Genomic DNA, 24,581 nt, shown 5'->3' with positions numbered 1-24,581 from the left:
GACATGGGACAGAAAATCCATCCGACCGGTTTTCGCCTCGCGGTCAGCCGCAACTGGGCGAGCCGTTGGTATGCCAACAACCGTGATTTCGCCGGCATGCTCGCCGAGGACATCAAGGTTCGCGACTACCTCAAGACCAAGCTGAAGAACGCCGCCGTCAGCCGCGTGCTGATCGAGCGCCCCGCCAAGAACGCCCGCATCACCATCTTCTCGGCCCGTCCGGGCGTGGTGATCGGCAAGAAGGGCGAGGACATCGAGAACCTGAAGAAGGAACTCGCCAAGCGCCTGGGCGTGCCGGTCGCGGTCAACATCGAGGAAGTGCGCAAGCCCGAAGTCGATGCCCAGCTGATCGCCGACTCGATCACCCAGCAGCTTGAAAAGCGCATCATGTTCCGCCGCGCGATGAAGCGCGCCATGCAGAACGCGATGCGCCTGGGCGCCCAGGGCATCAAGATCATGTCCGCCGGCCGCCTGAACGGCATCGAAATCGCGCGCACCGAGTGGTACCGCGAAGGCCGAGTGCCGCTGCACACGCTGCGCGCCGACATCGACTATGGCTTCTCCGAAGCCAAGACCACCTATGGCGTGATCGGCGTCAAGGTGTGGGTCTACAAGGGCGACACGCTGGGCATGCGCGACGCTCCCTCGCTGGACTCGACGCCGCGCCCCGAAGGCGAAGAGCGCCGTGGTCCGCGTGGTCCGCGCCGTGACGGCGACCGCCGCGGCGGCCCCGGCGGCGATCGTCGCGGCCCGTCGCGCGGTCCGCGTACCGCCGGTGCGGGTGGCACGACCAGTGCCGCGCCCGCCGACGGCAGCGACAAGCCCGCCGAAGCAACCCCAGGTGCTGACGCACCGAAAACTACCGTTAAGCGCGTCCGCAAAGCCGCGCCGGCAGCCAGCCCTGCCGACGGTAAAGGAGAGTAAACATGCTGCAACCCGCTCGTCGCAAATTCCGCAAAGAGCAGAAGGGCCGCAACACCGGCATCGCCACCCGGGGCAACTCGGTGGCCTTCGGTGACTTCGGCCTGAAGTGCACGGACCGCGGCCGCCTGACGGCCCGCCAGATCGAAGCCGCGCGCCGCGCGATTTCCCGCCACGTCAAGCGTGGTGGCCGCATCTGGATCCGTGTGTTCCCCGACAAGCCGATCTCCCAGAAGCCCGCTGAAGTGCGTATGGGTAACGGCAAGGGCAACCCCGAGTACTACGTGGCCGAGATTCAGCCGGGCAAGGTGGTGTTCGAGATCGTCGGCGTGCCCGAGGAGCTCGCGCGCGAGGCGTTTCGCCTGGCCGCGGCCAAGCTGCCCCTGCGCACCACGTTCGTGGCCCGCCAGATCGGCGCGTAATTCAGGAGAACATAGATGAAAGCTGCTGAACTGCGCCAGAAGGACGTTGCCGCGCTGCAGAACGAAGTGAAGGAGCTGCAAAAGGCCCACTTCGGCCTGCGCATGCAGAAGGCCACGCAACAACTGTCCAACACCTCTACGCTGCGCCTGACGCGCCGCGACATTGCCCGCGCCAAGACCATCCTGGCGCAAAAGCAGGCCGAAGCCAAGGCCGCGAAGTAAGGGAGCACTGAGACATGACTGAAAAGACTTCCCTCAAGCGCACCCTGGTCGGCAAGGTGGTGAGCGACAAGCGCGCCAAGACCGTCACCGTGCTGGTCGAGCGCCGCGTCAAGCACGAGCTGTACGGCAAGATCGTCGCCAAGTCGAGCAAGTACCACGCGCACGACGAAAAGGGCGAGTTCCACCTGGGCGACATCGTCGAGATCCAGGAGAGCCGTCCGCTGTCCAAGACCAAGAACTGGGTGGCGACCCGCCTGGTCGAGAAGGCTGCCGCGGTCTGATCCCGGCGCCTGCAAAGGTCCGCAAAGCGGCTCACAATGCGTGAGCCGCTTTTTTTTTGTTCATTCAGGAGACCAAACTCATGATCAAGGTCGGAGACCAGCTGCCTGCGGTGACGCTGCAGGAGTACTGCGAAGTGGAAGGGGAGGGCTGCAGCATCGGGCCGAACCCGGTGAATTCGGGCAAGGCCGCCGCCGGCAAGACGATCGCCCTGTTTGGCCTGCCCGGCGCCTACACGCCGACCTGCTCGGCCAAGCACGTGCCGGGCTTCGTCGAGAAGTTCGACGAGCTGAAGAAGGCCGGCGTCGATGAGATCTGGTGCGTGAGCGTGAACGACGCCTTCGTCATGGGCGCCTGGGCGCGCGACCAGAAGACCGGCAGCAAGGTCCGCATGCTGGCCGACGGCAGCGCCGACTTCGCCAAGGCCGTCGGGCTCACGTTGGACCTGACCAGCAAGGGCATGGGTGTGCGCAGCGCGCGCTACTCGATGCTGGTGAAGGACGGCAAGGTCGCGTCCTTGAACGTCGAGGCGCCCGGCAAGTTCGAGGTCAGCGACGCCGGCACGCTGCTGGCGCAGGCCAAGGGCTGAACGGCCGCCGCCGAGGCGAGGGTTCGCCCCGGCGAACCCTCACAGCTCGCACTTGAGGTAGTGCGCGCCCGCGATCGGGTTGTGGTAGTAGGGCGGGATTTCCTTGAAGCCCAGTTCCTCGTACAGCCCGCGCGCGGCTTCCATGTCGTCCAGCGTGTCCAGCAGCACGCAGCTGTAACCCGCCTCGCGGGCGGCGTTCAGCGCCGCCTCGGCGAGCCCGCGCCCCAGGCCGATGCCGCGGAAGCGGTCGCGCACGTACAGCCGCTTCATCTCGGCGGCATTGGGATAGTCGGTTGAATCGATGGGCCGCAAGGCGCAGCTTCCGGCGGGCTCACCGTCGACCCGCGCCAGCAGCAGCGCGCCGCGCGGCGACGCGTAGTCGCCGGGCAGCTCGGCCAGTTCCTGCTCGAAGTTCTGGAAGCACAGGTCCACGCCCAGGCCGGCCGCGTACTCGCGGAACAGCCCGCGCAGCGCATCGAGTTCCTGGGGGGTGGCGGGAGCGTCGAGTTCGACGAGGGGATTCCGCTGGGTATCCAAGCCGGTCGCACGGAAATGAGGGGCAGCCAGTGTAGCGCGCCGGCGCCGCCCCGGGCTCAGCCGCCCAGGCGCACGAGGCCGGCGACGGCGGCCGCGCAGGCGGCCAGCACCGCCAAGGCCCGCAGGCGGGTGGACAGGTCATCGCGCGAAGGCTCGGTCGGGTGCAGCAGTTCCTTGTCGCCGACGATCATGGGCCGCACCAGGTTGTCCTTCCGGCGCACCAGGTAGAACACGACGGCGGCGATGTGCAGCAGCGCCAGCGCCAGCAGGACCCACTGGCCCACGCCCTTGTGGTAGGAGGTGGCCGCCAGGCCGGTGGCGCTTTCCACGAAACGGTTCAAGGGCCCGGTGAACGCGATCTCGTCGTCGCCCACCAGGCCGGTGGCGACCTGCGCGAGCAGAAAGAACAGCATCAGGAAGACCGAGCCCGCCCCCAGCGGGTTGTGGCCCACCAGCGCATCCGGCCCGCTGTCGCCACGCAGGTGCCGGAAGATGTCGCGCGGGGAAAACGCGAACGCGCTAAAGCGCGACCAGCGCCCGCCGACGAAGCCCCACACGATCCGGAACAGCAGCAAGGCGAGCATGGCGTAGCCCAGGCGGGCGTGCCATGCCATGGCGTCGCCGCCACGGTACCCCGAGACCGCCAGCCCCACGATCAGCAGCACCAGCGCCCAGTGGAAAAGCCGGGTCGGCAGATCCCAGACGCGCACCTTCTTCGACATCCCCGCTCCTTGGCCTTGGTATCGGCGCCCGATTGTGCATAGCCGGGGATCACCCCGCATCGCGCTCGCCTTCTTACTTTTGGCACACTGCGCTCACGAAGGGCGCCGCCCTTCGTTTTTTTGACCAGAAGAAAGGGATTTCATGAAGATTGCAGCTTCCCTGGCCGCCGCGGCGGCGATCCTGGCGATCGCCAGTCCGGCCAGCGCGCAGTTCGCCAAGCCCGAGGACGCGGTGAAGTACCGGCAAGGCTCGCTGTTCGTGATGGCGCAGCACTTCGGCCGCATCGGTGCCATGGTGAACGGACGGGTCCCCTACGACGCGAAGGCGGCAGCCGACAACGCTGAAGTCGTCGCCGACATGGCCAAGCTGCCCTGGACCGGCTTCGGGCCCGGCACCGACAAGGCCAGCTCGCCCACACGCGCCAAGCCCGAGGTGTGGAGCGAGCAGATCAAGTTCAAGGATCACGCCGACAAGATGCAGGGCGAGACGCAAAAGCTCCTCGCGGCCGCCAAGACCAACAACCTGGACAACCTGAAGGCCGCCTTCGGGCCCACGGCCAACAGCTGCAAGGCCTGCCACGACGCTTTCCGCAAGGAATAAGGGCAGTGCTCCACCACAAAAAAGCCCGGCGAAAGCCGGGCTATTTTGTGTGGTGACCGGACCTCAGCTTTCGGCCAGCAGCTTCTCGATCCGCTGGTGCAGTTCGGCGAAATCGGGCTGGCCGACGTAGCGCTTGACGATCTCGCCGCGCTTGTTCACGAGGTAGGTGGTGGGGGTGATCTGTACGTCGCCCCAGGCCTTGGCCACCGCGCCGGTGTTGTCGATGGCCACGGAGAACGGCAGCTTGCGCGTTTGCGCGTAGTTCAGCACGTAGCTCGGCGGGTCGTAGCTCATCGCTACCGCCAGCGTGTTGAAACCCTTGCCCTGGTATTTGTTGTAGGTCTCGACCATGCGCGGCATTTCGGCGACGCAGGTGGTGCAACTGGTCGCCCAGAAATTCACCAAGGTCACCTGGCCCTTCAGGTCGGCCGTCGTGCGCCTGGAACCGTCGAGCAGCACGAAAGTGGATGCGGGTGCGGCTTCGCCGGTGCCGCTCATGAAAAGGGCGCCAGCGCCGGCGACCAGCGCCGCGGCAAGGATCCCGATCAACAGCTTGGATTTGCCCATGGCCCGATTTTAGGGCGGAGCCCGCCGGTTCGCCGGCATGGGGGCTTGGCCACCGGCCCTGCGTTACAGTGCCCAGGCGGCCGGCGGGCGGGCACGCAGGAGAGGTCATGGATGACGAACTGACAGCCAAGCTCCAGATCCGCGAACTGCTGGAGCGCTGGGCGGTCTGGCGCGACGCCGGCGACTGGGAGCGCTTCGCCACGGTCTGGCATCCCGAGGGCGTGATGATGGCGACCTGGTTCCAGGGGCCGTTCCGCGACTTCATTCGCGTCACACGGGAAGGCTGGGACAAGGGCGTGAGCATCCTGCATTTCCTCGGCGGCTCGGCGATCGAGCTGGCCGGCGAGCGCGCGATCGCGCAGACCAAGATGACGATCTCCCAGCGCGGCATGGTGGAAGGCGTGGCCGGGCCGGTGCTGAGCGACGTGGTGTGCACCGGCCGCTTCTTCGACTTCGTCACCCGGCATGAAGGCCGCTGGAAGCTGCTGCACCGCCAGCCGATCTACGAGAAGGACCGCATCGACCCGGTCGATTCCACCGCCCAGCTGAAGCTGGAGGCGGACCTGCTGGCGGCGATGCCGGAGGGCTACCGGCACCTCGCCTACATCCAGACGCGACTGGGCTATCGGGTCAAGATGGACATGCCCATGCTCAAGGGCCCTCAGGTGCAGAAGCTGTACCGGCGCGGCGAGCGCTGGCTGGCCGGCGGCGAGCTGGAACGTTGACGGCCTAGGCGGCGCAACCCAGCAGAATGCGCGCGAGCTGCTCCGGCGCGCTCACCATGGGGTCGTGCCCGGTGGCCAGTTCCACCACCGACGCCCCCGCGCCGCCGGCCCAGGCGCCCTGCCAGAACCGCGGGTCGCGCACGCGCTGGCGGCTCACGTCGATGGTGGGCAGGGCGGGCGAGTGGCAGTCGACGAAAGTGCGCCGCACGCGGGCGACCTGCCTGGGATCGAACTGGAGCGCCTGCGTATAAGGGTGCCCCGGGTGCGGCACCTGCCGGCGCGCCACCCACTCGTGCTGGGCCCCCGACAGGCCGTACACCGTGGGGTCGGGGGCCGGGAAGCTGTAGTCGGGCGAATGCTCGCAGGCGGCGATGCGCGCCTCGCGCGTGGCCGGCGCATGCGTGCTGCTCCAGCTCTCGCCGGGCTCGGGCACCACGGCATCGACATAGACCAGGTGGCGCAGCCGCGCCGGCATGCGGTCGGCCACCGCGGTGCCGAGCATGCCGGCATAGGAGTGCACGGCCAGCACCAGGTCCTGCATCTCTTCCATCTCGATCGCATGGACCACGTCGGCGATGTGCGTCTCCAGCATGATGTCCGGCGATCTCAGGTGCGCGCGCTCGCCCACGCCGGTCAGCGTCACCGCATGCACGCGGTGCCCCTGCGCCAGGAGGGGCGGCAGCACGTCGCGCCAGCACCAGCCGCCGTGCCAGGCACCGTGCACCAGCAGGAAGTCGGCCATCACAGCACTCCTTTGTCGCGCAGCTGGCCGATCCGGGCCCCGTCGTAGCCCAGCCATTCGGCCAGCACTTCCTCGGTATGTTGCCCCAGAAGCGGCGGCGGCAGGTCGGCGCGCACCGGCGTGGCACCGAGCTTGATCGGGCTGGAGACCAGACGCAGGTCCGGCTGTGCCGGGTGCTGCCAGTGCGTGACCATGCCGCGCTCGGCCACTTGCGGGTCGGCAAAGACCTCGCCCAGCGTGTTGATCGCCCCGCAGGGCACCTTGGCCGCTTCCAGCGCCGGCAGCCACTGGGCCTTGCTGCGGGTGCGCATGAGCGCTTCCAGGATCGGCACCAGCACCGCGCGGTGGCGCACGCGGTCCTGGTTCTTGGCGAAGCGTGCGTCGCCGGCCAGGTCGGGCCGGCCCGCCACCTCGCAGAACTTGGCGAACTGGCCGTCGTTGCCCACCGCCAGGATCATGAAGTCCCGGCCCCCCGGGCCGGCCGCGGTCTCGAAGACCTGATAGGGCACGATGTTCTGGTGCGCATTGCCGGCCCGCCCGGGCACCTGGCCGCTGACCAGGTAGTTGGCGCCCAGGTTGGCGAGCATGGCCACCTGGGTGTCCAGCAGCGCCATGTCGACCCACTGGCCCTGGCCGGTGCGCTCGGCGTGGCGCAGCGCGGCCAGGACCGCGGTGGCGGCATACATGCCGGTGAACAGGTCGGCCACGGCGACGCCGACTTTCTGCGGGCCGCCGCCGAGGTCGTCGCGCTCGCCGGTGATGCTCATCAGGCCGCCCATGCCCTGGATGGTGTAGTCGTAGCCGGCGCGATCGCGGTAGGGGCCGGTCTGGCCGAAGCCGGTGATGCTGCAGTAGACCAGCCGCGGATGGACCGCCCGCAGGTCCTCGTAGCCGAGGCCGTAGCGTTGCAGGTCGCCGACCTTGAAGTTCTCGATCAGCACGTCGCAGCGGGCGGCCAGCTCGCGCACCAGCGCCTGCCCTTCCGGCAGGGCGATGTCGCAGGTGATCGAGCGCTTGTTGCGGTTGGCGCCCAGGTAGTAGGCCGACTCGCGGGTCTCGCGGCCCTCGGCATCATGGAGGAAGGGCGGGCCCCAGCCGCGGGTGTCGTCGCCGCTGCCGGGGCGTTCGATCTTGATCACGTCGGCGCCGAGGTCGGCCAAGGTCTGGGCGCACCAGGGTCCGGCGAGCACGCGGGACAGGTCGAGGACGCGAATGCCGGCAAGCGAGTTCATCGGCAAATTGTGGGGCAAAGCGCCCGGGCGACGCCGAACCGGCGTGGCCATAATCGTGCGATGCCCCGTCCTTATCCGGCGCTGGCGCTGCTGGCAGTGGCCGCGTGCACGCCCACCTTCAACTGGCGCGAAGTCAGCGTCGCGCCCACCCCGCTCAAGGCGGTGCTGCCCTGCAAGCCCGACAAGGCGGAGCGCCGCCTCGAAATCACGCCGGGGCGCGAAGTGGTGGTGCATGCGCTCGGCTGCGAGGCCGGGCACGCCACCTTCGTGGTGCTGTACGCCGAGCTGCCTCAGGCGGGCGAACTGGGCGAGACGCTGGCGCGCTGGAAAGGCGCCAACCTGGCGGCTTCGAAGGCCAAGGCGCAGTCCGAGACGCCGTTCCAGCCGGCCGGCGCGCTCGGGCTGCCGCAATCGGTGCAGGTGCGCGCCGAAGGGCAGCGCAGCGACGGCAGCGTGGTCCAGAGCCAGTCGGCCTACTTCGCCCGCGGCACGCAGGCCTTCCAGGCAGTGATCTACGCGCCGCGCATCACCGCCGAGATGAGCGAGCCGTTCTTCGCGGGGTTGCGCTTCGAATGACCCTGCTCAGCCGACGCCACGCAGTACTCGTCTTCCTGGTTTTCGCATTCGCCTACTTCTTTTCGGCGGTGCTGCGCGCCATCACCGCCACGCTGTCGCCGACGCTGACGCGCGAGTTCGACCTGAACGCGCAGCAGCTGGGCCTGCTGGCCGGCGGCTATTTCCTCGGCTTCGCCGCCACCCAGTTGCCGCTGGGCAGCTGGCTCGACCGCCACGGACCGCGCAAGGTGGTGATCGGCTTCATGCTGGTCGCGATCGCCGGCTGCCTGGCCTTCTCGATGGCCGACGGCTTCTCCGGCCTGCTGCTGGCGCGCGTGCTGTGCGGGGTGGGCGTGAGCGCCTGCCTGATGGCGCCGCTCACCGGCTACCGGCGCTGGCTGGAAGCGCCCGCGCAGCTGCGGGCGAACTCCTGGATGCTGATGACCGGGTCGCTCGGCATGGTCGCCTCCACGCTGCCGGTGCAGTGGCTGGTGCCGGCCGTGGGCTGGCGCCCGGTGTTCTGGCTGCTGGCGGCCGGCATCGCCGCCTCAACGGTCGCGATCGCGTGGCTGGTGCCGCGCTGGGAAGGCGGCGCGCCGCCGGCGTCCGCGCCGCAGCCCAGCTATGGGCAGGTCTGGCGGCACCCCTACTTCCGCCGGCTGGCGCCGGTGGGCTTCTTCAACTACGGCGGGATGATCGCGATCCAGTCGCTGTGGGCCGGGCCCTGGCTGGTGCGGGTGGCCGGCTACGCGCCGCTGGACGCCGCACGCGGGCTGTTCATCATCAACCTGAGCATGCTGTGCACCTTCTGGAGCTGGGGCCTCGTCAATCCCTGGCTGCAGCGCCGCGGCATCACCACCAACGGGCTGATCGCCGGCGGTGTGCCGCTGAGCCTGGCGGCGCTGGCGGCGATCATCGCGCTCGGGCCGCAAGCCGGCGCCGGCGCCTGGGCCCTGTTCTGCGTGTCCTCCACCTTCGTGTCGCTGGCGCAACCGGCCATCGGCATGGCCTTTCCCGCCGCGGTCGCCGGCCGCGCGCTGTCGGCCTACAACCTGGTGATCTTTGCCGGCGTGTTCGTCGTGCAGTGGGGCATCGGCCTGCTGGTCGATGCCTTCACGGCCGCCGGTTGGGACGCGGTGGCCGCATTTCGCGGCGCGATGGCGGTCTTTCTCGCTACCTGCCTGTTCGGCTGGGGCTGGTTCATGCTTGCGAAGGATAATGAGTAACCTCAGCCCGGCAAACCTGTGAATGCGATCCTGATCATCGCCCATGCTCCGCTCGCGCACGCGCTGCGCAGCTGCGCGCTGCACGTCTTTCCCGACTGCGGCCCGCACGTGGCGGCGATCGATGTGCAGCCCAACCTGCCCCCGGAAGAGACGCTGTCGATGGCGCGGGTCGCGCTGGACCAGCTGTCGCGTCCGGCCGGCATCAAAGGCGTGCTGGTGCTGACCGACATCTTCGGCGCCACGCCCAGCAACGTCGCGCAACGCCTGGTGGACGGCGTGAAGTCGCGCCTGATCACCGGCGTCAACCTGCCGATGCTGCTGCGCAGCGTGAGCTACCGGCATGAGCCGCTGGAAGCGCTGGTCTCGCGGGCCGTCATCGGCGGGACACAGGGGGTGATGCAGGTCGCCGTCGCGGCGCCACAGAACCAGCCCAGAAGAAACCATGAGCACGATCACCAGGACCATCAACAATAAGCTGGGTTTGCATGCGCGCGCCTCGGCCAAGCTCACCAAGGTGGCAGCCAGCTACCCCTGCGAGATCTGGATCAGCAAGGGGGAACGCCGGGTCAACGCCAAGAGCATCATGGGGGTGATGATGCTGGCCGCGGGCATCGGCAGCGAAGTGACCCTCGAGGCGGTGGGCGAGCGCGACCAGGAGGCGCTCGACGCCCTCTCGGCCCTGATCAACGACAAGTTCGGGGAAGGGGAATGAAGGCATATGGCCCCCACGTTCGTCCGATGAATCCCCCGAGGAGATGAAGTGACCTTCTCGATCCACGGCCTTGCGGTTGCGCGCGGCATCGCCATCGGGCGTGCCGTGCTCATGGGCACGGGCGGCGTGGACGTGGCGCACTACTTCATCGAGGCGGACCGGGTCGAGGCCGAGATCGAGCGCATCCGGGTCAGCCGCGACGCCGTGGCCGAGGAACTCCATCGCCTGCAGCTGACCATCGCGCAGATGGGGCCCAAGGAAGCGCCGCATGAGCTGTCGGCGCTGCTGGACGTGCACCTGATGCTGCTGCAGGACGAAGAGCTGATCAGCGGCGTCAAGCACTGGATCACCGACCGCCTCTACAACGCGGAATGGGCCCTGACGACCCAGCTGGAAGTGCTGTCGCGCCAGTTCGACGAGATGGAGGACGAGTACCTGCGCGGCCGCAAGGCCGACCTCGAGCAGGTGGCCGACCGGGTGCTGCGCCACATGGCCGGCGTGGCTTCGCCGGTGGCGCCGCCGCCGGCCGTGGCACGGCGCAAGTCCCAGCAGGACCTGCTGATGGACGACAGCATGGACGTGCCGCTGGTGCTGATCTCGCACGACCTGTCGCCGGCCGACATGCTGCAGTTCAAGCAGAGCGTGTTCGCCGGTTTCGTCACCGACGTGGGCGGGCGCAACTCGCACACCGCGATCGTGGCGCGCAGCATGGACATCCCGGCGGTGGTCGGCGCGCGCAGCGCCAGCCAGCTGGTGCGCCAGGACGACTGGGTGATCATCGACGGCGACTCCGGCGTGATGATCGTGGACCCCTCGCCCATCATCCTGGCCGAGTACGGTTTCAAGCAGCGCCAGGGCGAGCTCGACCGCGGCCGCCTGTCCCGCCTGCGCCACACGCCGGCGGTCACGCTGGACGGCCAGAAAGTGGAACTGCTGGCCAACATCGAGATGCCCGAGGATGCGCCGGCCGCCGTCAAGGCCGGCGCCGTCGGCGTCGGGCTGTTCCGCAGCGAATTCCTGTTCATGGGCCGGCGCAAGCTGCCGGACGAGGAGGAGCAGTTCCTCGCCTACCTGCGCGCGGTGCAGGGCATGGAGGGCCTGCCGGTCACCATCCGCACCATCGACGTCGGCGCCGACAAGCCGCTGGACGAGTCGCTGCGCGACGTCGCGCACCTGAACCCGGCGCTCGGCCTGCGCGCGATCCGCTGGAGCCTGGCCGATCCCGCGATGTTCCTGACCCAGCTGCGCGCCATCCTGCGGGCGGCGGCGCACGGGCCGGTGAGCATGCTGATCCCGATGCTGGCGCACGCCAGCGAGATCCGGCAGACGCTGGCGCTGATCGACTTCGCGCGCACCGAGCTGGACAACCGCGGCGTGGCCCACGGGCCGGTGAAGATCGGCGCGATGATCGAGATCCCGGCTGCCGCGCTGACGCTGAAGATCTTCCTCAAGTACTTCGATTTCCTCTCGCTCGGCACCAACGACCTGATCCAGTACACGCTGGCCATCGACCGCGCCGACGAATCGGTGGCGCACCTGTACGACCCCTTGCATCCGGCGGTGCTGCGGCTGGTGGCCGACACCATTGCCGAGTGCAACCGGCAAGGCAAGATGGTGAGCGTGTGCGGCGAGATGGCCGGCGACGTGGCCATGACGCGGTTGCTGCTGGGGCTGGGCCTGCGCTGCTTCTCCATGCATCCGGCGCAGATCCTCGCCGTCAAGCAGGAGGTGCTGCGCGCCGACACCACGCGCCTGGCCCCGTGGGCCGCTCAGGTGGTGGATGCCGACGACCCGGCGGCCTTGCTCGGCGGCTGAGGCTGGCGCGTGCCCAGCAGTGCGGCGCCGGTGATCAGCGCCGCCGCGGCCGCGATGCTCCAGGTGAAGGCCCGGCCGCTGACCAGCATCAGCAGCAGCGTCGAGGCCAGCGGCGTGATGCCCACAGCGCGATCGCGCCCAGCGCGTAGATGTTTGCGGGCAGGCCACCGCCCGACGCTGGGGCGTCGCTCAAAGCGGCGTCACCACCCCGGCCGCATGCGCCTGCTGGTCGGCGTGGTAGCTGGAGCGGACCATGGCGCCGACGGCCGCATGCGAGAAGCCCATCGCCTGGGCCTCGGCCTCGAACATCTTGAAGGTGTCGGGGTGCACGTAACGGCGCACCGGCAGGTGCGACGTGGAGGGCGCGAGGTACTGGCCGATGGTGAGCATCTCGATGTCGTGCTCGCGCATGTCGCGCATCACCGCCAGGATTTCCTCGTCGGTCTCGCCCAGGCCCACCATCAGGCCGCTCTTGGTCGGGATATGCGGGAACAGTGCCTTGAACTTCTTGAGCAGGTTCAGGCTGAAGGCGTAGTCGGAGCCGGGCCGCGCCTGCTTATACAGGCGCGGGATGGTCTCCAGGTTGTGGTTCATCACATCCGGCGGCGCGGCCTTGAGGATCTCGAGCGCGCGGTCGTCGCGGCCGCGGAAGTCCGGCACCAGCACCTCGATCGTGGTGCCGGGCGAGAGTTCGCGGGTGCGGCGGATGCAGTCGACGAAATGGCCGGCGCCGCCGTCGCGCAGGTCATCGCGGTCGACCGAGGTGATCACCACGTACTTGAGCTGGAGCCGGGCGATGGTCTTCGCGAGGTTCTCCGGCTCGTTCACGTCCAGCGGGTCGGGCCGGCCGTGGCCTACATCGCAGAAGGGGCAGCGGCGGGTGCACTTGTCGCCCATGATCATGAAGGTCGCCGTGCCCTTGCCGAAGCATTCGCCGATGTTGGGGCAGGAGGCTTCCTCGCACACCGTGTTGAGATTGCTCTCGCGCAGGATCTGCTTGATCTCGTAGAAGCGCGTGTTGGCCGAGCCGGCGCGCACGCGGATCCAGTCGGGCTTCTTGAGCACCTCGCCGGGCTCGACCTTCACCGGGATGCGCGACAGCTTGGCGGCGGCCTTCTGCTTGGCGCTGGGATCGTAGTTCTCGGCGGATTGCGCTTCGCGCACGACGTCGTTGGTGTTCATGAGAGATGCGCGGCGAGCTTGTGGCCCAGCAGTTGCGCGGCTTCCTGCCATTGGGTGGAAACCCCGATTGTAGAAAGGTCCACCGTGGCCAGACCTGCGTAACCGCAAGGGTCGATGCGGCTGAAGGGTTCCAGGTCCATCGCCACGTTCAGCGCCACGCCGTGGTAGGCGCAATGGCGGCTGACCTTGATGCCCAGGGCCGCGATCTTGCCCAGCCCCCGGAACGGGTCGCCACCCGGGGTCGGCGAGATCGAGGAGTGGCCGAAGGGATCGTCGAGCTTGACGTAGATGCCCGGCGCGCCGGGCACGCGGTGCCCCGTCACGCCGTAGTGGCGCAGGGTGCGGATCACCGCTTCCTCCAGCCGATGGACGTACTCCTTGACAAAGTAGCCGGCGCGGCCGAGGTCCAGCAGCGGGTAGGCGACCACTTGGCCGGGGCCGTGGTAGGTCACCTGGCCGCCGCGGTTGGTCGCCACGACCGGAATGTCGCCCGGGCCATGCACGTGCTCGGGCTTGCCGGCCAGGCCCTGGGTGAACACCGGCGGGTGTTCGCACAGCCAGAGCTCGTCGGGCGTCGAGGTGTCGCGTGCCGCCGTGAAGGCGCGCATGGCCTCGTAGGTGGAGACGTAGTCGACGCGCCCACGCAGCACGAGCTGCATCAGAGCACGACCTTGACCATCGGATGGGTCGAGAGCGTGCGGTACAGCTCGTCGAGCTGTTCCCGGCTGGTCACCGTCAGGGTGACGGTGATGCCGAGGTAGTTCCCGGCCCGGCTGTCGCGCAGCTCGATGGTGGCCGGGTCGAATTCCGGATCGAACTGCCGGGCCACCACGGCGACGGCTTCGACGAAGCCATCGACCTTGGCGCCCATCACCTTGATGGGAAAGCGCGACGGAAACTCGATCAGGGACTTCTGGGACTCAGCAGAGATGTTCATTGGGCCAGTTTGGCACGCTGATAGCCGGCGTGCAGCTTTTCGTAGATGGGGCCGGGGCGCCCCATTGCAACCGGCCGGCCGTCGAGCCGGGTCACCGCGATGACCTCCTTGGTCGCCGAACTCAGCAAGACTTCGTCGGCCGCCAGCACTTCGGCCCGCGACACCGGGCCAAGTTCGAACGGAATGCCCATCTCCAGGCAGAGGGCTTCGAGCAGGCCGTAGCGGATGCCTTCGAGCACCAGGTTGTCCTTGGGCGGGCCCAGCACCACGCCGTCCTTGACGATCCAGACGTTGGACGCAGCCGCCTCGCTGAGGAATCCGTCGCGGAACATGATGGTCTCGCCGGCGTCCTGGTCGGCGCCCAGCTGCCGCGCCAGCACCGCGCCGGCCAGGCTGATGCTCTTGATGTGCGCCTTCTTCCAGCGGAAATCGTCCGCCGTGACACAGGCGAGCCCGCGCGCGCGTTCCTCGGCCGTGTAGATGTAAAGCCGGTTGGTCATGGCGAACACGGTGGGCACCAGTCCCGGGATCATCACGTGGTCGCGCATCGCGACCCCGCGGGTGACCTGGAAGTACACGAGCTGGTTGCTGCGCGCCGCCGGCAGGCCCCGCTGCTTCGCATAGGCCTCGACCAGCTGGTCCACCAGCTGGCGCCACTCGGCGCGGCTTTTCGGATTGGGGATGCGCAGCTCGCCCAGGCTGCGGTCCAGCCGCGCCATGTGCTCCTCGAAACGGAACGGCCGCCCGTCGTACACGGGCACCACTTCGTACACCCCATCGCCGAAGATGAAGCCGCGGTCCAGCGCGCTCACCTTGGCATGGGGCAGGGTGGTGAACTCGCCGTTGATGTAGCAGGGCAGGGGAGGCAGGTCGCTATCGCTCATGGGGGGATTGTCCTTGCATCGCCGGCAGCCAGCGGGTTTCGCCGATGGCCAGCACGAAAAAGTCCGCCTCGGGGATGCCGGCGGCGCTTCGTGCCGCCGCCAGGTCCCGGGGCGGCTGGTCCAGGGCTTCGTCGGTGAGCTCGAAGGTGCCCCAGTGCACCCCCAGGCTGCGCCGTGCGCCCAGGTCCCGGTGGGCCTGCACAGCCTCGGCCGGGTTCATGTGCTGCGCCGACATGAACCAGCGCGGCTCGTAGGCGCCGATGGGAAGCAGGGCGAGGTCGAACACCGGGCCGCCGGCAGCGCGCGAGGCGAAGCGCCGGCGCGTGTCGGCGAAATCGCGGGTGTAGCCGGTGTCGCCGGCAAAGTACCAGCGAAGGTCCGGGGCGAACACGGCCCAGCCGCCCCACAGCGTATGGTTGCGATCGCCGAAGCCGCGCGCCGACCAGTGCTGGACGGGGACCAGGTGGAACTCCACGCCGCCGTGCCAGTGGCTTTGCCACCAGTCGAGCTCCACGACATGGCGCAGGCCGTGCTGCGTGAGCAGCGCCTTCACGCCCAGCGGCACCAGGAACAGGGTCTGGCCCCCGGATCGCTCGTCCAGCCCCTCCAGCGATGCCAGGTCCAGATGGTCGTAATGGTTGTGTGAGATCAGCACCACATCGATGGGCGGCAGGTCCGGCAGGGCGATCCCGGGCGGCTGCGCCCGCTTCGGACCGATCCCCAGCAGCGGGAGCGGCGACGCGCGCTCGCTGAAGATGGGGTCGGTCAGCACGTTGAGCCCGCCGCACTGCAACAGCGCCGTCGCGTGGCCGATCCAGGTCACCGACGGAGCGACGGCCCGGGCCGCTGCGCCGACGCTGCGCAGCGCCCGGGTGTTGGCGCGAAGGCGTTCCAGCTCAGGCGGTGCGACCGGCGGCATCGCGCGGGGCGGCGGCGGCAGGCCCTCACGCCAAGCCTGCAGGCGCCAGCGCAGCAGGTCGCCCGGCGGCTTGTCTACCTGAGGGATGTAGTTGTTGCGAAATCCCTGCGCCGTGTGGTGAGGCCGTGCCTCGTCGAGGCCGTGGTCGGCGAAGGCAACGGCGGCGCTGAGCAGCAGGCCGGCGGCCAGCAACTTCATCAAGGCAGGACCTCCATCGCAAAGACCCAGCAATCGCAAGCGGAACGGACGGCAACGCGCATCGCGATCGAGATTGTGCTGTCCTACGTAAAACTGCTTTTACCGCTGGGCATAGTCCGGCTGCATGCCCGGATACGGGGATCGACCGGGTTTCTACTTATAATGGGAGGCTTTGTGAAAACTGAGGGGCCACAGGCGGTGCAGCGAAAAATGAAAACAAGCGCACCGTTTCCCGAGGAATTTCACGAGGCTACGGAGGAAGAGATCCCGATCAAGCCGCTGACCGCCGAGGAGGCGCGTCGGCTGCGTGAACAGCACCCCCCGGTTTCCCCCTGGTGGGTGGTGGCGGGCCAGGTCGTGGTGGGGCTCGTCGCGGCTTTGGCTGCGTGGGGCATCACCGGGAGGCAGAACGTGGGGTGGTCCACCGGATACGGTGCGCTGGCCGTGGCGATTCCCGCGGCCATTTTTGCGCGAGGACTCACCGGGCGTTTTTCATCCCTCAACGCGGGTACCGCGGCGGCCGGGTTCATGGTGTGGGAGATGGTCAAGATCGCTTCGACGATTGCGCTGATGGCAGCGGCGCCGAAGCTGGTGCCCGCATTGAGCTGGCCGGCAATGCTGGTTGGCCTGGTGCTGGCGATGAAGGTTTATTGGGTGGCGCTTGCGTTCAAGCCGCGAAGCCGGTTGGCGCCGCCGAAGTCGAATTGAAAGCTTGAAAAAGAAACATGGCTGCTGAAAACGCTGCTGCAGGCGCTGCCGAGCAAGGCCAAACGGCCGGTGAATACATCCTTCACCATCTGACGTTCTGGCAAAACCAGCCCCCCAAGGCGGTTGCCGACTTCTCGGTCTTCAACTTCGATTCCATATTCTTCGGCGTCGTGCTGGGCGCGCTGGGCTGCTGGGTGTTGTGGCTGGCCGCGCGCAAGGCGACCTCGGGCGTGCCCGGCCGCTTCCAGGCGGCCGTGGAAATCCTCGTGGAAATGGTCGAGGGCCAGGCCAAGGGGATCGTGCACAACGCGGAAAGCCGCAAGCTGATCGCCCCGCTGGCGCTCACGGTGTTCATCTGGATCATCCTGATGAACACGATGGACCTGCTGCCGGTGGACCTGCTGCCGGCCATTTGGGCCAAGATCTACGGCGCCGCCGGCCACGACCCGCATCACGCCTTCCTGCGCGTGGTGCCCACCGCCGACCTGTCGATGACGATGGGCCTGTCGTTGTCCGTGCTGCTGCTGTGCCTGTACTACAACGTCAAGATCAAGGGCCTGGGTGGCTGGGCGCACGAGCTGGTGACCGCGCCCTTTGGTGCGCACCCGCTGCTGTGGCCGTTCAACTTCATCTTCCAGATGATCGAGTTCGTCGCCAAGACCGTCTCGCACGGCATGCGACTGTTCGGCAACATGTATGCCGGTGAACTGATCTTCCTGCTGATCGCCCTGATGGGCGGCGCCTTCTCGCTCAGCGCCACCGGCCTCACGCTGGCTGTCGGCCACGTCATCGCCGGCTGGGCGTGGGCCGTGTTCCACATCCTGATCATCGTGCTGCAGGCCTTCGTGTTCATGATGCTGACGCTCGTCTACCTCGGTCAGGCGCACGACAAGCACTGATCGTTCCCACCCCTTTCCCTTACCAACCCCAAAGTCCATCAGGAGAAATCATGCAAGTTATCAGCTTTGTCGCTCTGGCCGCCGGCCTGATCATCGGTCTCGGCGCCATCGGTGCCTGCATCGGCATCGGCATCATGGGCAGCAAGTACCTCGAGTCGGCCGCGCGCCAGCCCGAACTGATGAACGAGCTGCAGACCAAGATGTTCCTGCTCGCTGGCCTGATCGACGCGGCGTTCATCATCGGCACCGGTATCGCGCTGTGGTTCGCCACCGCCAACCCGTTCCTCGCCCAGCTGGCCACCGTCGCCAAGTAAATCTCCCGTAACGCCCATGCCTCGCGGATCAGCCGTGGGGCGAAGGATGAATAAGTGAGCATCACCGGTACCCTGATCATTCAGATGATCGTGTTCCTGCTCCTGGTAGCGTTCACGATGAAGTTCGTGTGGCCTCCGATCGCGGCGGCCCTGGACGAGCGCGCGAAGAAGATCGCCGAGGGGCTGTCAGCGGCCGACAAGGCGAAGGCGGAGCTCGCCGACGCCGACCGGCGTGTCGAACAGGAGCTGGCCAAGTCGCGCGCCGACACGGCGCAGATGCTGGCCGACGCCGAGCGCCGTGCCCAGGCCATCGTGGAGGAAGCGAAGACGCGCGCCACCGACGAAGGCGCCAAGATCGTCGCCGCCGCCAAGGCCGAGGCCGACCAGCAGACCGTGAAGGCGCGCGAAGCCCTGCGCGAGCAAGTGGCTGCGCTGGCTGTCAAGGGCGCCGAGCAGATCCTGCGCCGCGAAGTCAACGCGGGCGTGCACGCCGAGCTGCTGGGCCGTCTGAAGACCGAGCTGTAAGAGAGCCCCAGCATGGCCGAACTCGCCACCATCGCCCGCCCGTACGCCGAAGCGCTGTACAAGTCCTCGAAGGCCGATCTCGACGGCGCCTCGCGCTGGCTCGATGCCCTCGCCGCCGTGGCGGGCAACCAGCAGCTGCTGCAATTCGCCGAGAATCCCAAGGTCACCGACCAGCAGGTGTTCGACGTGATCTCCGACGTCGCCAAGTCGCAGCTGCCGCCCGCGGCCAGCAACTTCCTGCGCACGGTGATCGAGAACGGCCGACTGGCGGCCCTGCCCGAGATTGCGACGCAGTTCCGCCAGCTGAAGAACGCGCAGAGCGGCTCGTCCGACGCCGTCGTCTACAGCGCCTTCCCCATGGCCGCCTCCGCCCTCGGCGAAGTCGCCGGCGTGCTGGAAAAGCGCTTCGGCCGCAAGCTCAATCTGACCGTCCAGGAAGACGCGTCCCTCATCGGCGGCATCCGCGTGGTGGTGGGCGACGAAGTGCTGGACACCTCGGTCAAGGCCCGCCTGGAACAAATGAAAGTCGCGCTGACGGCCTGAAGGCCGGCGGCTAAACCAAACCAAAGGAAAGAGTCATGCAACTCAATCCCGCTGAAATTTCCGAACTGATCAAGAGCCGGATCGAGGGCCTGGCCGCCAGCGCCGACATCCGCAACCAGGGCACGGTGATCTCCGTGACCGACGGCATTTGCCGCGTCCACGGCCTGTCGGACGCGATGGCCGGCGAAATGCTGGAATTCCCGCCCACGGCCGACGGCACGCCCACCTTCGGCCTGGCGCTGAACCTCGAGCGCGATTCGGTCGGCGCGGTGATTCTGGGCGAGTACGAGCACATCTCCGAAGGCGACACCGTCAAGTGCACGGGCCGCATCCTGGAAGTCCCGGTCGGTCCCGAGCTGATCGGCCGCGTGGTCAACGCGCTGGGCCAGCCCATCGACGGCAAGGGTCCGATCAACGCCAAGATGACCGACGTGATCGAGAAGGTCGCCCCGGGCGTGATCGCGCGCCAGTCGGTGTCGCAGCCGGTGCAGACCGGCCTGAAGTCGATCGACTCGATGGTTCCGATCGGCCGCGGCCAGCGCGAGCTGATCATCGGCGACCGCCAGACCGGCAAGACCGCGGTGGCCGTCGACACGATCATCAACCAGAAGGGTCAGAACATGACCTGCGTGTACGTCGCCATCGGGCAGAAGGCGTCCACGATCAAGAACATCGTCCGCGCGCTGGAACAGAACGGCGCGATGGAATACACCATCGTGGTCGCCGCTTCGGCCTCCGAGTCCGCCGCCATGCAGTACGTGTCGGCCTACGCCGGCTGCACGATGGGCGAGTACTTCCGCGACCGCGGCCAGGACGCGCTGATCATTTATGACGACCTGTCCAAGCAGGCCGTGGCCTACCGTCAGGTGTCGCTGCTGCTGCGCCGCCCGCCGGGCCGCGAAGCCTACCCGGGCGACGTGTTCTATCTCCACAGCCGTCTGCTGGAGCGCGCCGCGCGCGTGAACGCCGACTACGTTGAAGCCTTCACCAAGGGTGAAGTCAAGGGCAAGACCGGCTCGCTCACCGCGCTGCCGATCATCGAGACGCAGGCCGGCGACGTGTCCGCGTTCGTGCCGACCAACGTGATCTCGATCACCGACGGCCAGATCTTCCTGGAAACCAGCCTGTTCAACGCCGGCATCCGTCCCGCCATCAACGCGGGTATCTCGGTGTCCCGCGTCGGCGGTGCCGCCCAGACCAAGCTGATCAAGTCGCTGTCCGGCGGTATCCGTACCGACCTGGCGCAGTACCGCGAACTTGCGGCCTTCGCGCAGTTCGCCTCCGACCTGGACGCCGCCACCCGCAAGCAGCTCGATCGCGGCGCACGCGTGACCGAACTGCTCAAGCAGGCCCAGTACAGCCCGCTGCCCATCTCGCTGATGGCCGCCACGCTGTTCGCGGTCAACAAGGGCTACTTCGACGACGTCGACGTCAAGAAGGTCCTGCCGTTCGAGCACGGCCTGCAGGCCTTCCTGAAGGACAAGCACGCGGCCCTTCTCGGCAAGCTCGAGAAGGACCAGGCCATGGACAAGGACGCGGAAGCGCAGCTGACGGCGGCGATCGAAGCGTTCAAGAAGACCTTCGCCTAAACACAGCACAGGAGCCAACGTGGCTGCAGGCAAAGAGATTCGAGGCAAGATCAAATCGGTGGAGAACACCAAGAAGATCACCAAGGCCATGGAAATGGTCTCCGTCTCCAAGATGCGCAAGGCGCAGGAACGCATGCGCGCGGCCCGGCCCTACAGCGACAAGGTGCGCAACATCGCGTCCAACCTCGGCAAGGCCAACCCCGAGTACACCCACGTCTTCATGCGCAGCAATGACGCGAAGGCGGCGGGCATGATCGTGGTGACTTCCGACAAGGGCCTGTGCGGCGGCTTGAACACCAACCTGCTGCGCGCCGTCACGGGCAAGCTGCGCGAATTGCAGGATCAAGGCGGCACCGCCCTGACCGTGGCCGTCGGCAACAAGGGCTTGGGCTTCCTGAACCGCATCGGCGCACAGGTGGTCTCGCAGGTCACGCAGCTTGGCGACACGCCGCACCTGGAACGCCTGATCGGCCCGGTGAAAGTACTGCTGGACCAGTACGCCGAAGGCAAGCTCAATGCGGTGTACCTGTGCTACACCAAATTCATCAACACGATGAAGCAGGAGCCGGTGGTCGAGCAACTGTTGCCGCTGTCGGCCGAGACGATGCACGCGCAGACCAAGGAGAGCGGCGAGCCGGGCTGGGATTACATCTACGAGCCCGATGCCAAGACCGTGATCGACGAGCTGCTGCTGCGCTACGTCGAGGCTTTGGTGTACCAGGCGGTGGCCGAGAACATGGCCTCCGAGCAATCGGCCCGCATGGTCGCCATGAAGGCGGCCACGGACAACGCCGGCAACCTGATCAACGAGCTCAAGCTGGTCTACAACAAGACGCGCCAGGCGGCGATCACGAAGGAACTCTCCGAGATCGTGTCCGGCGCCGCCGCGGTTTAAATTTTTGGAGCGACAAATGGCTCAAGTACAAGGAAAAATTGTTCAGTGCATCGGCGCCGTGGTGGACGTCGAGTTCCCGCGCGAGGCGATGCCCCGCGTGTACGACGCGCTGAAGATGGAAGGCACCGCGCTGACGCTGGAAGTGCAGCAGCAGCTGGGTGACGGCGTGGTGCGCACCATCGCGCTGGGTTCGTCCGACGGCCTGCGCCGCGGCTCCACGGTTTACAACACCGGCGCGCCGATCACGGTGCCGGTGGGCAAGGCCACGCTGGGCCGGATCATGGACGTGCTGGGCAACCCCATCGACGAGCGTGGCCCGGTGGACCAGGCGCTGACCGCCGCCATCCACCGCAAGGCTCCCGCCTACGACGAACTGTCCCCTTCCCAAGAACTGCTGGAAACGGGTATCAAGGTGATCGACCTGATCTGCCCGTTCGCCAAGGGCGGCAAGGTGGGCCTGTTCGGCGGCGCCGGCGTCGGCAAGACCGTCAACATGATGGAGTTGATCAACAACATTGCCAAGGCGCACTCGGGCCTGTCGGTGTTCGCCGGCGTGGGTGAGCGCACCCGCGAGGGCAACGACTTCTATCACGAGATGGCCGATTCCGGCGTCGTGAAGCTGGACAACCTGGGCGAATCGAAAGTGGCCATGGTGTACGGCCAGATGAACGAGCCCCCGGGCAACCGCCTGCGCGTGGCCCTGACCGGCCTGACCATCGCCGAGTCGTTCCGCGACGAAGGCCGTGACGTGCTGTTCTTCGTGGACAACATCTACCGCTACACGCTGGCCGGCACCGAAGTGTCCGCCCTGCTGGGCCGGATGCCTTCCGCCGTGGGCTACCAGCCGACGCTGGCCGAGGAAATGGGCCGCCTGCAGGAGCGCATCACGTCGACCAAGGTCGGCTCGATCACCTCGATCCAGGCCGTGTACGTGCCCGCGGACGACCTGACCGACCCCTCGCCCGCCACGACCTTCGCCCACCTGGATGCGACCGTCGTGCTGTCCCGTGACATCGCCTCGCTGGGCATTTACCCCGCCGTGGACCCGCTCGACTCCACCTCCCGCCAGGTCGACCCCAACGTCGTCGGCGAAGACCACTACACGACGACCCGCTCCGTGCAGGCCACGCTGCAGCGCTACAAGGAACTGCGCGACATCATCGCGATCCTGGGCATGGACGAACTGTCGCCGGAAGACAAGCTGGCCGTGGCGCGCGCGCGCAAGATCCAGCGTTTCCTGTCGCAGCCCTTCCACGTGGCCGAAGTGTTCACCGGCTCGCCCGGCAAGTACGTGCCGCTGTCGGAAACCATCCGCGGCTTCAAGATGATCGTGGCCGGCGAGTGCGACCACCTGCCCGAGCAGGCGTTCTATATGGTTGGCACCATCGACGAAGCCTTCGAGAAGGCCAAGAAGCTGGCAGCCTAAGCCATGGTGGACACCACCCACACCATCCACGTCGACGTGGTGAGCGCCGAGGAGTCGATCTTCTCCGGTGAAGCGCGCTTCGTCGCGCTGCCCGGCGAAGCCGGCGAGCTCGGCATCTACCCGCGCCACACGCCGCTCATCACGCGCGTGAAGCCCGGTTCGGTGCGCATCGAACGGCCCGACGGCAACGAGGAGTTCATCTTCGTGGCCGGCGGCATCCTGGAGGTGCAGCCCAATCGCGTCACCGTGCTGTCCGACACCGCCATCCGCGGCCGCGACCTCGACGAGGAAAAGGCCAACGAGGCCCGTCGCGCCGCCGAGGAAGCGCTCAAGAACGCCAAGAGCGATGTCGACATCGCCCGCGCGCAATCCGAGCTGGCGGTGATCGCCGCCGAGATGGCGGCCTTGCGCAGGTACCTGCAAAAGAAGTAAAGTCTCGGTTAGCTCATCGGGCGCAGCCCGATTCGAAGTCGCAACAAGAACGCGCTAAAAACCAGCGCCCTAAGCCCCGTGCCGAAAGTCACGGGTCTTTTTTTTGTGGCGCACGCATAATGGCCGAGTTATAGGTCAACAGGGTTGTATCAATGCGTATCTTTGCCCTTTCTCTGCTATTGGCAACGGCGCCCGTCCTGGCCCAGGACATCGTGATCGGACAATCCGCCCCGCTCACAGGCAGCAACGCCGGCCTCGGCAACGACATCCGCAACGGGGCCCTGGCGTACTTCCAGAAAGTGAACGACGCCGGCGGCTTGCCGCAAGGCCGGATCAAGCTGGTCACGCTGGACGACCGCAACGACACCAAGCTGTCGGGCGAGAACACGGAGAAGCTGGTCAACGACCACCGGGCCGTGGCGCTGTTCGGCTATGCGTCGTCCACGCTCAGCATCCCCGCCATGCCGACGGTGAAGGAGCACAAGCTGGCCTTTTTCGCACCGTTCACCGGCGCGGACACCATCCGCAAGCAAAACGAGTACGTCTACACGGTGCGTGCCACCTACGAGGACGAGATCGGCAAGATCGTCAATTTCTGGGGCAGCCTGGGCACCAGCAAGATCACGGTGTTGCACTATGACGACACCGTCGGAAAGCAGAACTTCGAAACAGTGGCCCGGGGTCTGAAGAAGTTCGGTAGCACGCCGGTGTCGGTCGCCATCAAGCGCAATGCCGAGATCACCGACGCCAATTTCAAGGACGTGGTGGACTCCGATCCCAACGTGCTGCTGGTCACCACGCTGTCCGCGCCGGCCGCGCAGATGGTCAAGAAGCTCAGGGCAGCCAACCGCGCCACCATTGTCACCAGCCTGTCCTTCGCCGGGGCGGGCCAACTTTCCAAGGCGCTGGGATCCGACGTCACGGGCGTTTCCGTCGCGATCACCGTACCGTCGCCGCGGTCACACTCGGTTCCGGTGGTCAAGGAGTGCAACGACGCGTGGCAGGCTGCCGGTCAGAAGGAGGCGATGTCGGTCACCGCGCTGGAAGGCTGCATCGCCGCCAAGGTGCTGGTGGAGGGCATGAAGCGCGCCGGCAAGGACCTCACCCGTGCCTCGCTCCATCGTTCGCTGTCCGCGCTGGGCCGCTTCGATGCCGGTGGCTACGTGGTCGACTTCAAGCCCAATTTTCACCACGGCGGCAGCTTCGTCACCATGGCGCTGCTGCGGCCCAACGGCGAGGTGCGCGAGTAGCAGCGCGCTCCGC

The 24,581-nt window shown here is 67.3% G+C and carries 33 protein-coding genes; 22 read left to right on the top strand and 11 right to left on the bottom strand.

What is annotated here, in order from left to right:
* The first annotated feature begins 3 nt into the window (after positions 1-3).
* The 5 genes from rpsC (at position 4) to UC35_RS08825 (ending at position 2,433) form a co-directional block, all read left to right on the top strand.
* Positions 4-924: a 30S ribosomal protein S3 gene (gene rpsC / locus UC35_RS08845; protein WP_061498174.1), complete on the top strand. Its 921-nt coding sequence runs from the start codon at positions 4-6 to the stop codon at positions 922-924.
* Between the two features lie 2 nt (positions 925-926).
* Entirely contained in the window at positions 927-1,343 is a 417-nt protein-coding gene (rplP, locus tag UC35_RS08840) for a 50S ribosomal protein L16 (protein WP_061498171.1), read from the top strand.
* Positions 1,344-1,358: 15 nt separating this feature from the next.
* On the top strand, positions 1,359-1,565 hold the full coding sequence (rpmC, locus tag UC35_RS08835) for a 50S ribosomal protein L29 (RefSeq protein ID WP_061498168.1): 207 nt from the start codon (positions 1,359-1,361) through the stop codon (positions 1,563-1,565).
* A gap of 14 nt (positions 1,566-1,579) precedes the next feature.
* Positions 1,580-1,846 (top strand): 30S ribosomal protein S17, encoded by a 267-nt coding sequence (gene rpsQ, locus UC35_RS08830; RefSeq protein ID WP_061498165.1) that lies wholly within the window; start codon positions 1,580-1,582, stop codon positions 1,844-1,846.
* 80 nt (positions 1,847-1,926) lie between these two features.
* On the top strand, positions 1,927-2,433 hold the full coding sequence (locus UC35_RS08825; protein WP_061503752.1) for a peroxiredoxin: 507 nt from the start codon (positions 1,927-1,929) through the stop codon (positions 2,431-2,433).
* 39 nt (positions 2,434-2,472) lie between these two features.
* Here UC35_RS08825 and UC35_RS08820 read toward each other — a convergent pair whose 3' ends face one another.
* Both UC35_RS08820 and UC35_RS08815 read right to left on the bottom strand, forming a co-directional pair.
* A complete protein-coding gene (locus tag UC35_RS08820; RefSeq protein WP_061498161.1) occupies positions 2,473-2,970 on the bottom strand; it encodes a GNAT family N-acetyltransferase in 498 nt (165 codons plus the stop codon).
* A 56-nt stretch (positions 2,971-3,026) separates the two neighbouring features.
* A complete protein-coding gene (locus UC35_RS08815; RefSeq protein ID WP_061498158.1) occupies positions 3,027-3,692 on the bottom strand; it encodes a cytochrome b/b6 domain-containing protein in 666 nt (221 codons plus the stop codon).
* Positions 3,693-3,834: 142 nt separating this feature from the next.
* Here UC35_RS08815 and UC35_RS08810 point away from each other — a divergent pair, with 142 nt between their 5' ends.
* On the top strand, positions 3,835-4,293 hold the full coding sequence (locus UC35_RS08810) for a c-type cytochrome (RefSeq protein WP_061498155.1): 459 nt from the start codon (positions 3,835-3,837) through the stop codon (positions 4,291-4,293).
* A 63-nt stretch (positions 4,294-4,356) separates the two neighbouring features.
* Here the strand turns inward: UC35_RS08810 and UC35_RS08805 are convergent, their stop codons facing one another.
* Positions 4,357-4,860, bottom strand: coding sequence for a TlpA family protein disulfide reductase (locus UC35_RS08805; protein ID WP_061498154.1), 504 nt, complete (start codon positions 4,858-4,860; stop codon positions 4,357-4,359).
* Between the two features lie 107 nt (positions 4,861-4,967).
* Between UC35_RS08805 and UC35_RS08800 the strand changes: the two genes are divergently transcribed.
* A complete protein-coding gene (locus tag UC35_RS08800; RefSeq protein WP_061498151.1) occupies positions 4,968-5,585 on the top strand; it encodes a nuclear transport factor 2 family protein in 618 nt (205 codons plus the stop codon).
* A gap of 4 nt (positions 5,586-5,589) precedes the next feature.
* Here the strand turns inward: UC35_RS08800 and UC35_RS08795 are convergent, their stop codons facing one another.
* Both UC35_RS08795 and UC35_RS08790 read right to left on the bottom strand, forming a co-directional pair.
* Positions 5,590-6,327 carry an alpha/beta hydrolase gene (locus UC35_RS08795; protein WP_061498147.1) on the bottom strand — a complete coding sequence of 246 codons (738 nt, stop codon included), beginning with the start codon at positions 6,325-6,327 and terminating at the stop codon, positions 5,590-5,592.
* Entirely contained in the window at positions 6,327-7,559 is a 1,233-nt protein-coding gene (locus tag UC35_RS08790) for a CaiB/BaiF CoA transferase family protein (protein WP_061498146.1), read from the bottom strand. The genes UC35_RS08795 and UC35_RS08790 overlap by 1 nt, the downstream gene beginning before the upstream one ends.
* 60 nt (positions 7,560-7,619) lie before the next feature.
* Between UC35_RS08790 and UC35_RS08785 the strand changes: the two genes are divergently transcribed.
* Genes UC35_RS08785 through ptsP form a run of 5 tightly spaced genes read left to right on the top strand, consistent with a single transcriptional unit; the run spans position 7,620 to position 11,867 of the window.
* Complete coding sequence (locus tag UC35_RS08785) at positions 7,620-8,135, top strand: hypothetical protein (RefSeq protein WP_061498143.1); 516 nt, start codon at positions 7,620-7,622, stop codon at positions 8,133-8,135.
* Complete coding sequence (locus tag UC35_RS08780; RefSeq protein WP_061498141.1) at positions 8,132-9,340, top strand: MFS transporter; 1,209 nt, start codon at positions 8,132-8,134, stop codon at positions 9,338-9,340. The genes UC35_RS08785 and UC35_RS08780 overlap by 4 nt, the downstream gene beginning before the upstream one ends.
* A gap of 18 nt (positions 9,341-9,358) precedes the next feature.
* Complete coding sequence (locus UC35_RS08775; protein WP_061498137.1) at positions 9,359-9,814, top strand: PTS sugar transporter subunit IIA; 456 nt, start codon at positions 9,359-9,361, stop codon at positions 9,812-9,814.
* Positions 9,783-10,052 carry an HPr family phosphocarrier protein gene (locus UC35_RS08770; protein ID WP_061498134.1) on the top strand — a complete coding sequence of 90 codons (270 nt, stop codon included), beginning with the start codon at positions 9,783-9,785 and terminating at the stop codon, positions 10,050-10,052. Before UC35_RS08775 ends, UC35_RS08770 begins: the two co-directional genes overlap by 32 nt.
* Positions 10,053-10,100: 48 nt before the next feature.
* Positions 10,101-11,867 carry a phosphoenolpyruvate--protein phosphotransferase gene (ptsP, locus tag UC35_RS08765; protein ID WP_061498131.1) on the top strand — a complete coding sequence of 589 codons (1,767 nt, stop codon included), beginning with the start codon at positions 10,101-10,103 and terminating at the stop codon, positions 11,865-11,867.
* Here the strand turns inward: ptsP and UC35_RS23900 are convergent.
* The 6 genes from UC35_RS23900 to UC35_RS08740 form a co-directional block, all read right to left on the bottom strand.
* Positions 11,822-11,992 (bottom strand): hypothetical protein, encoded by a 171-nt coding sequence (locus UC35_RS23900; protein WP_158513877.1) that lies wholly within the window; start codon positions 11,990-11,992, stop codon positions 11,822-11,824. The two genes, ptsP and UC35_RS23900, sit on opposite strands and share 46 nt — an antisense overlap.
* Before the next feature lie 64 nt (positions 11,993-12,056).
* A complete protein-coding gene (lipA, locus tag UC35_RS08760; protein ID WP_061498128.1) occupies positions 12,057-13,049 on the bottom strand; it encodes a lipoyl synthase in 993 nt (330 codons plus the stop codon).
* Positions 13,046-13,708: a lipoyl(octanoyl) transferase LipB gene (gene lipB, locus UC35_RS08755; protein ID WP_061498125.1), complete on the bottom strand. Its 663-nt coding sequence runs from the start codon at positions 13,706-13,708 to the stop codon at positions 13,046-13,048. Before lipB ends, lipA begins: the two co-directional genes overlap by 4 nt.
* On the bottom strand, positions 13,708-13,986 hold the full coding sequence (locus UC35_RS08750; protein WP_061498121.1) for a YbeD family protein: 279 nt from the start codon (positions 13,984-13,986) through the stop codon (positions 13,708-13,710). The genes lipB and UC35_RS08750 overlap by 1 nt, the downstream gene beginning before the upstream one ends.
* The gene (locus UC35_RS08745; protein ID WP_061498118.1) at positions 13,983-14,870 is read right to left on the bottom strand and encodes an aminotransferase class IV; all 888 of its coding nucleotides are present in this window, start codon (positions 14,868-14,870) and stop codon (positions 13,983-13,985) included. Before UC35_RS08745 ends, UC35_RS08750 begins: the two co-directional genes overlap by 4 nt.
* Positions 14,860-15,987, bottom strand: a complete 1,128-nt coding sequence (locus UC35_RS08740; protein ID WP_061498115.1) for an MBL fold metallo-hydrolase — start codon at positions 15,985-15,987, stop codon at positions 14,860-14,862. Before UC35_RS08740 ends, UC35_RS08745 begins: the two co-directional genes overlap by 11 nt.
* A gap of 210 nt (positions 15,988-16,197) precedes the next feature.
* Here UC35_RS08740 and UC35_RS08735 point away from each other — a divergent pair, with 210 nt between their 5' ends.
* From UC35_RS08735 to UC35_RS08690, 10 genes are all read left to right on the top strand, one after another.
* Complete coding sequence (locus UC35_RS08735) at positions 16,198-16,695, top strand: ATP synthase subunit I (protein ID WP_061498112.1); 498 nt, start codon at positions 16,198-16,200, stop codon at positions 16,693-16,695.
* Positions 16,696-16,712: 17 nt separating this feature from the next.
* Positions 16,713-17,594: a F0F1 ATP synthase subunit A gene (gene atpB / locus UC35_RS08730; RefSeq protein ID WP_061498110.1), complete on the top strand. Its 882-nt coding sequence runs from the start codon at positions 16,713-16,715 to the stop codon at positions 17,592-17,594.
* A gap of 50 nt (positions 17,595-17,644) precedes the next feature.
* Complete coding sequence (gene atpE / locus UC35_RS08725; protein ID WP_061498107.1) at positions 17,645-17,908, top strand: F0F1 ATP synthase subunit C; 264 nt, start codon at positions 17,645-17,647, stop codon at positions 17,906-17,908.
* 54 nt (positions 17,909-17,962) lie between these two features.
* Positions 17,963-18,433, top strand: a complete 471-nt coding sequence (locus UC35_RS08720) for a F0F1 ATP synthase subunit B (protein ID WP_061498104.1) — start codon at positions 17,963-17,965, stop codon at positions 18,431-18,433.
* 12 nt (positions 18,434-18,445) lie between these two features.
* Positions 18,446-18,976 carry a F0F1 ATP synthase subunit delta gene (locus UC35_RS08715; RefSeq protein WP_061498102.1) on the top strand — a complete coding sequence of 177 codons (531 nt, stop codon included), beginning with the start codon at positions 18,446-18,448 and terminating at the stop codon, positions 18,974-18,976.
* A 35-nt stretch (positions 18,977-19,011) separates the two neighbouring features.
* Complete coding sequence (gene atpA, locus UC35_RS08710; RefSeq protein WP_061498100.1) at positions 19,012-20,565, top strand: F0F1 ATP synthase subunit alpha; 1,554 nt, start codon at positions 19,012-19,014, stop codon at positions 20,563-20,565.
* A gap of 19 nt (positions 20,566-20,584) precedes the next feature.
* Positions 20,585-21,460, top strand: coding sequence for a F0F1 ATP synthase subunit gamma (gene atpG / locus UC35_RS08705; protein ID WP_061498097.1), 876 nt, complete (start codon positions 20,585-20,587; stop codon positions 21,458-21,460).
* A gap of 16 nt (positions 21,461-21,476) precedes the next feature.
* Positions 21,477-22,886 carry a F0F1 ATP synthase subunit beta gene (gene atpD / locus UC35_RS08700; protein ID WP_061498094.1) on the top strand — a complete coding sequence of 470 codons (1,410 nt, stop codon included), beginning with the start codon at positions 21,477-21,479 and terminating at the stop codon, positions 22,884-22,886.
* Positions 22,887-22,889: 3 nt separating this feature from the next.
* Positions 22,890-23,318, top strand: coding sequence for a F0F1 ATP synthase subunit epsilon (locus UC35_RS08695; protein ID WP_061498092.1), 429 nt, complete (start codon positions 22,890-22,892; stop codon positions 23,316-23,318).
* 152 nt (positions 23,319-23,470) lie between these two features.
* A complete protein-coding gene (locus tag UC35_RS08690; RefSeq protein WP_082792959.1) occupies positions 23,471-24,568 on the top strand; it encodes an ABC transporter substrate-binding protein in 1,098 nt (365 codons plus the stop codon).
* The last annotated feature ends 13 nt before the right edge of the window (positions 24,569-24,581 follow it).

It is taken from the genome of Ramlibacter tataouinensis (assembly GCF_001580455.1).
Taxonomy (GTDB): domain Bacteria; phylum Pseudomonadota; class Gammaproteobacteria; order Burkholderiales; family Burkholderiaceae_C; genus Ramlibacter; species Ramlibacter tataouinensis_B.
This window is presented reverse-complemented; position numbering and strand designations above follow the sequence as displayed.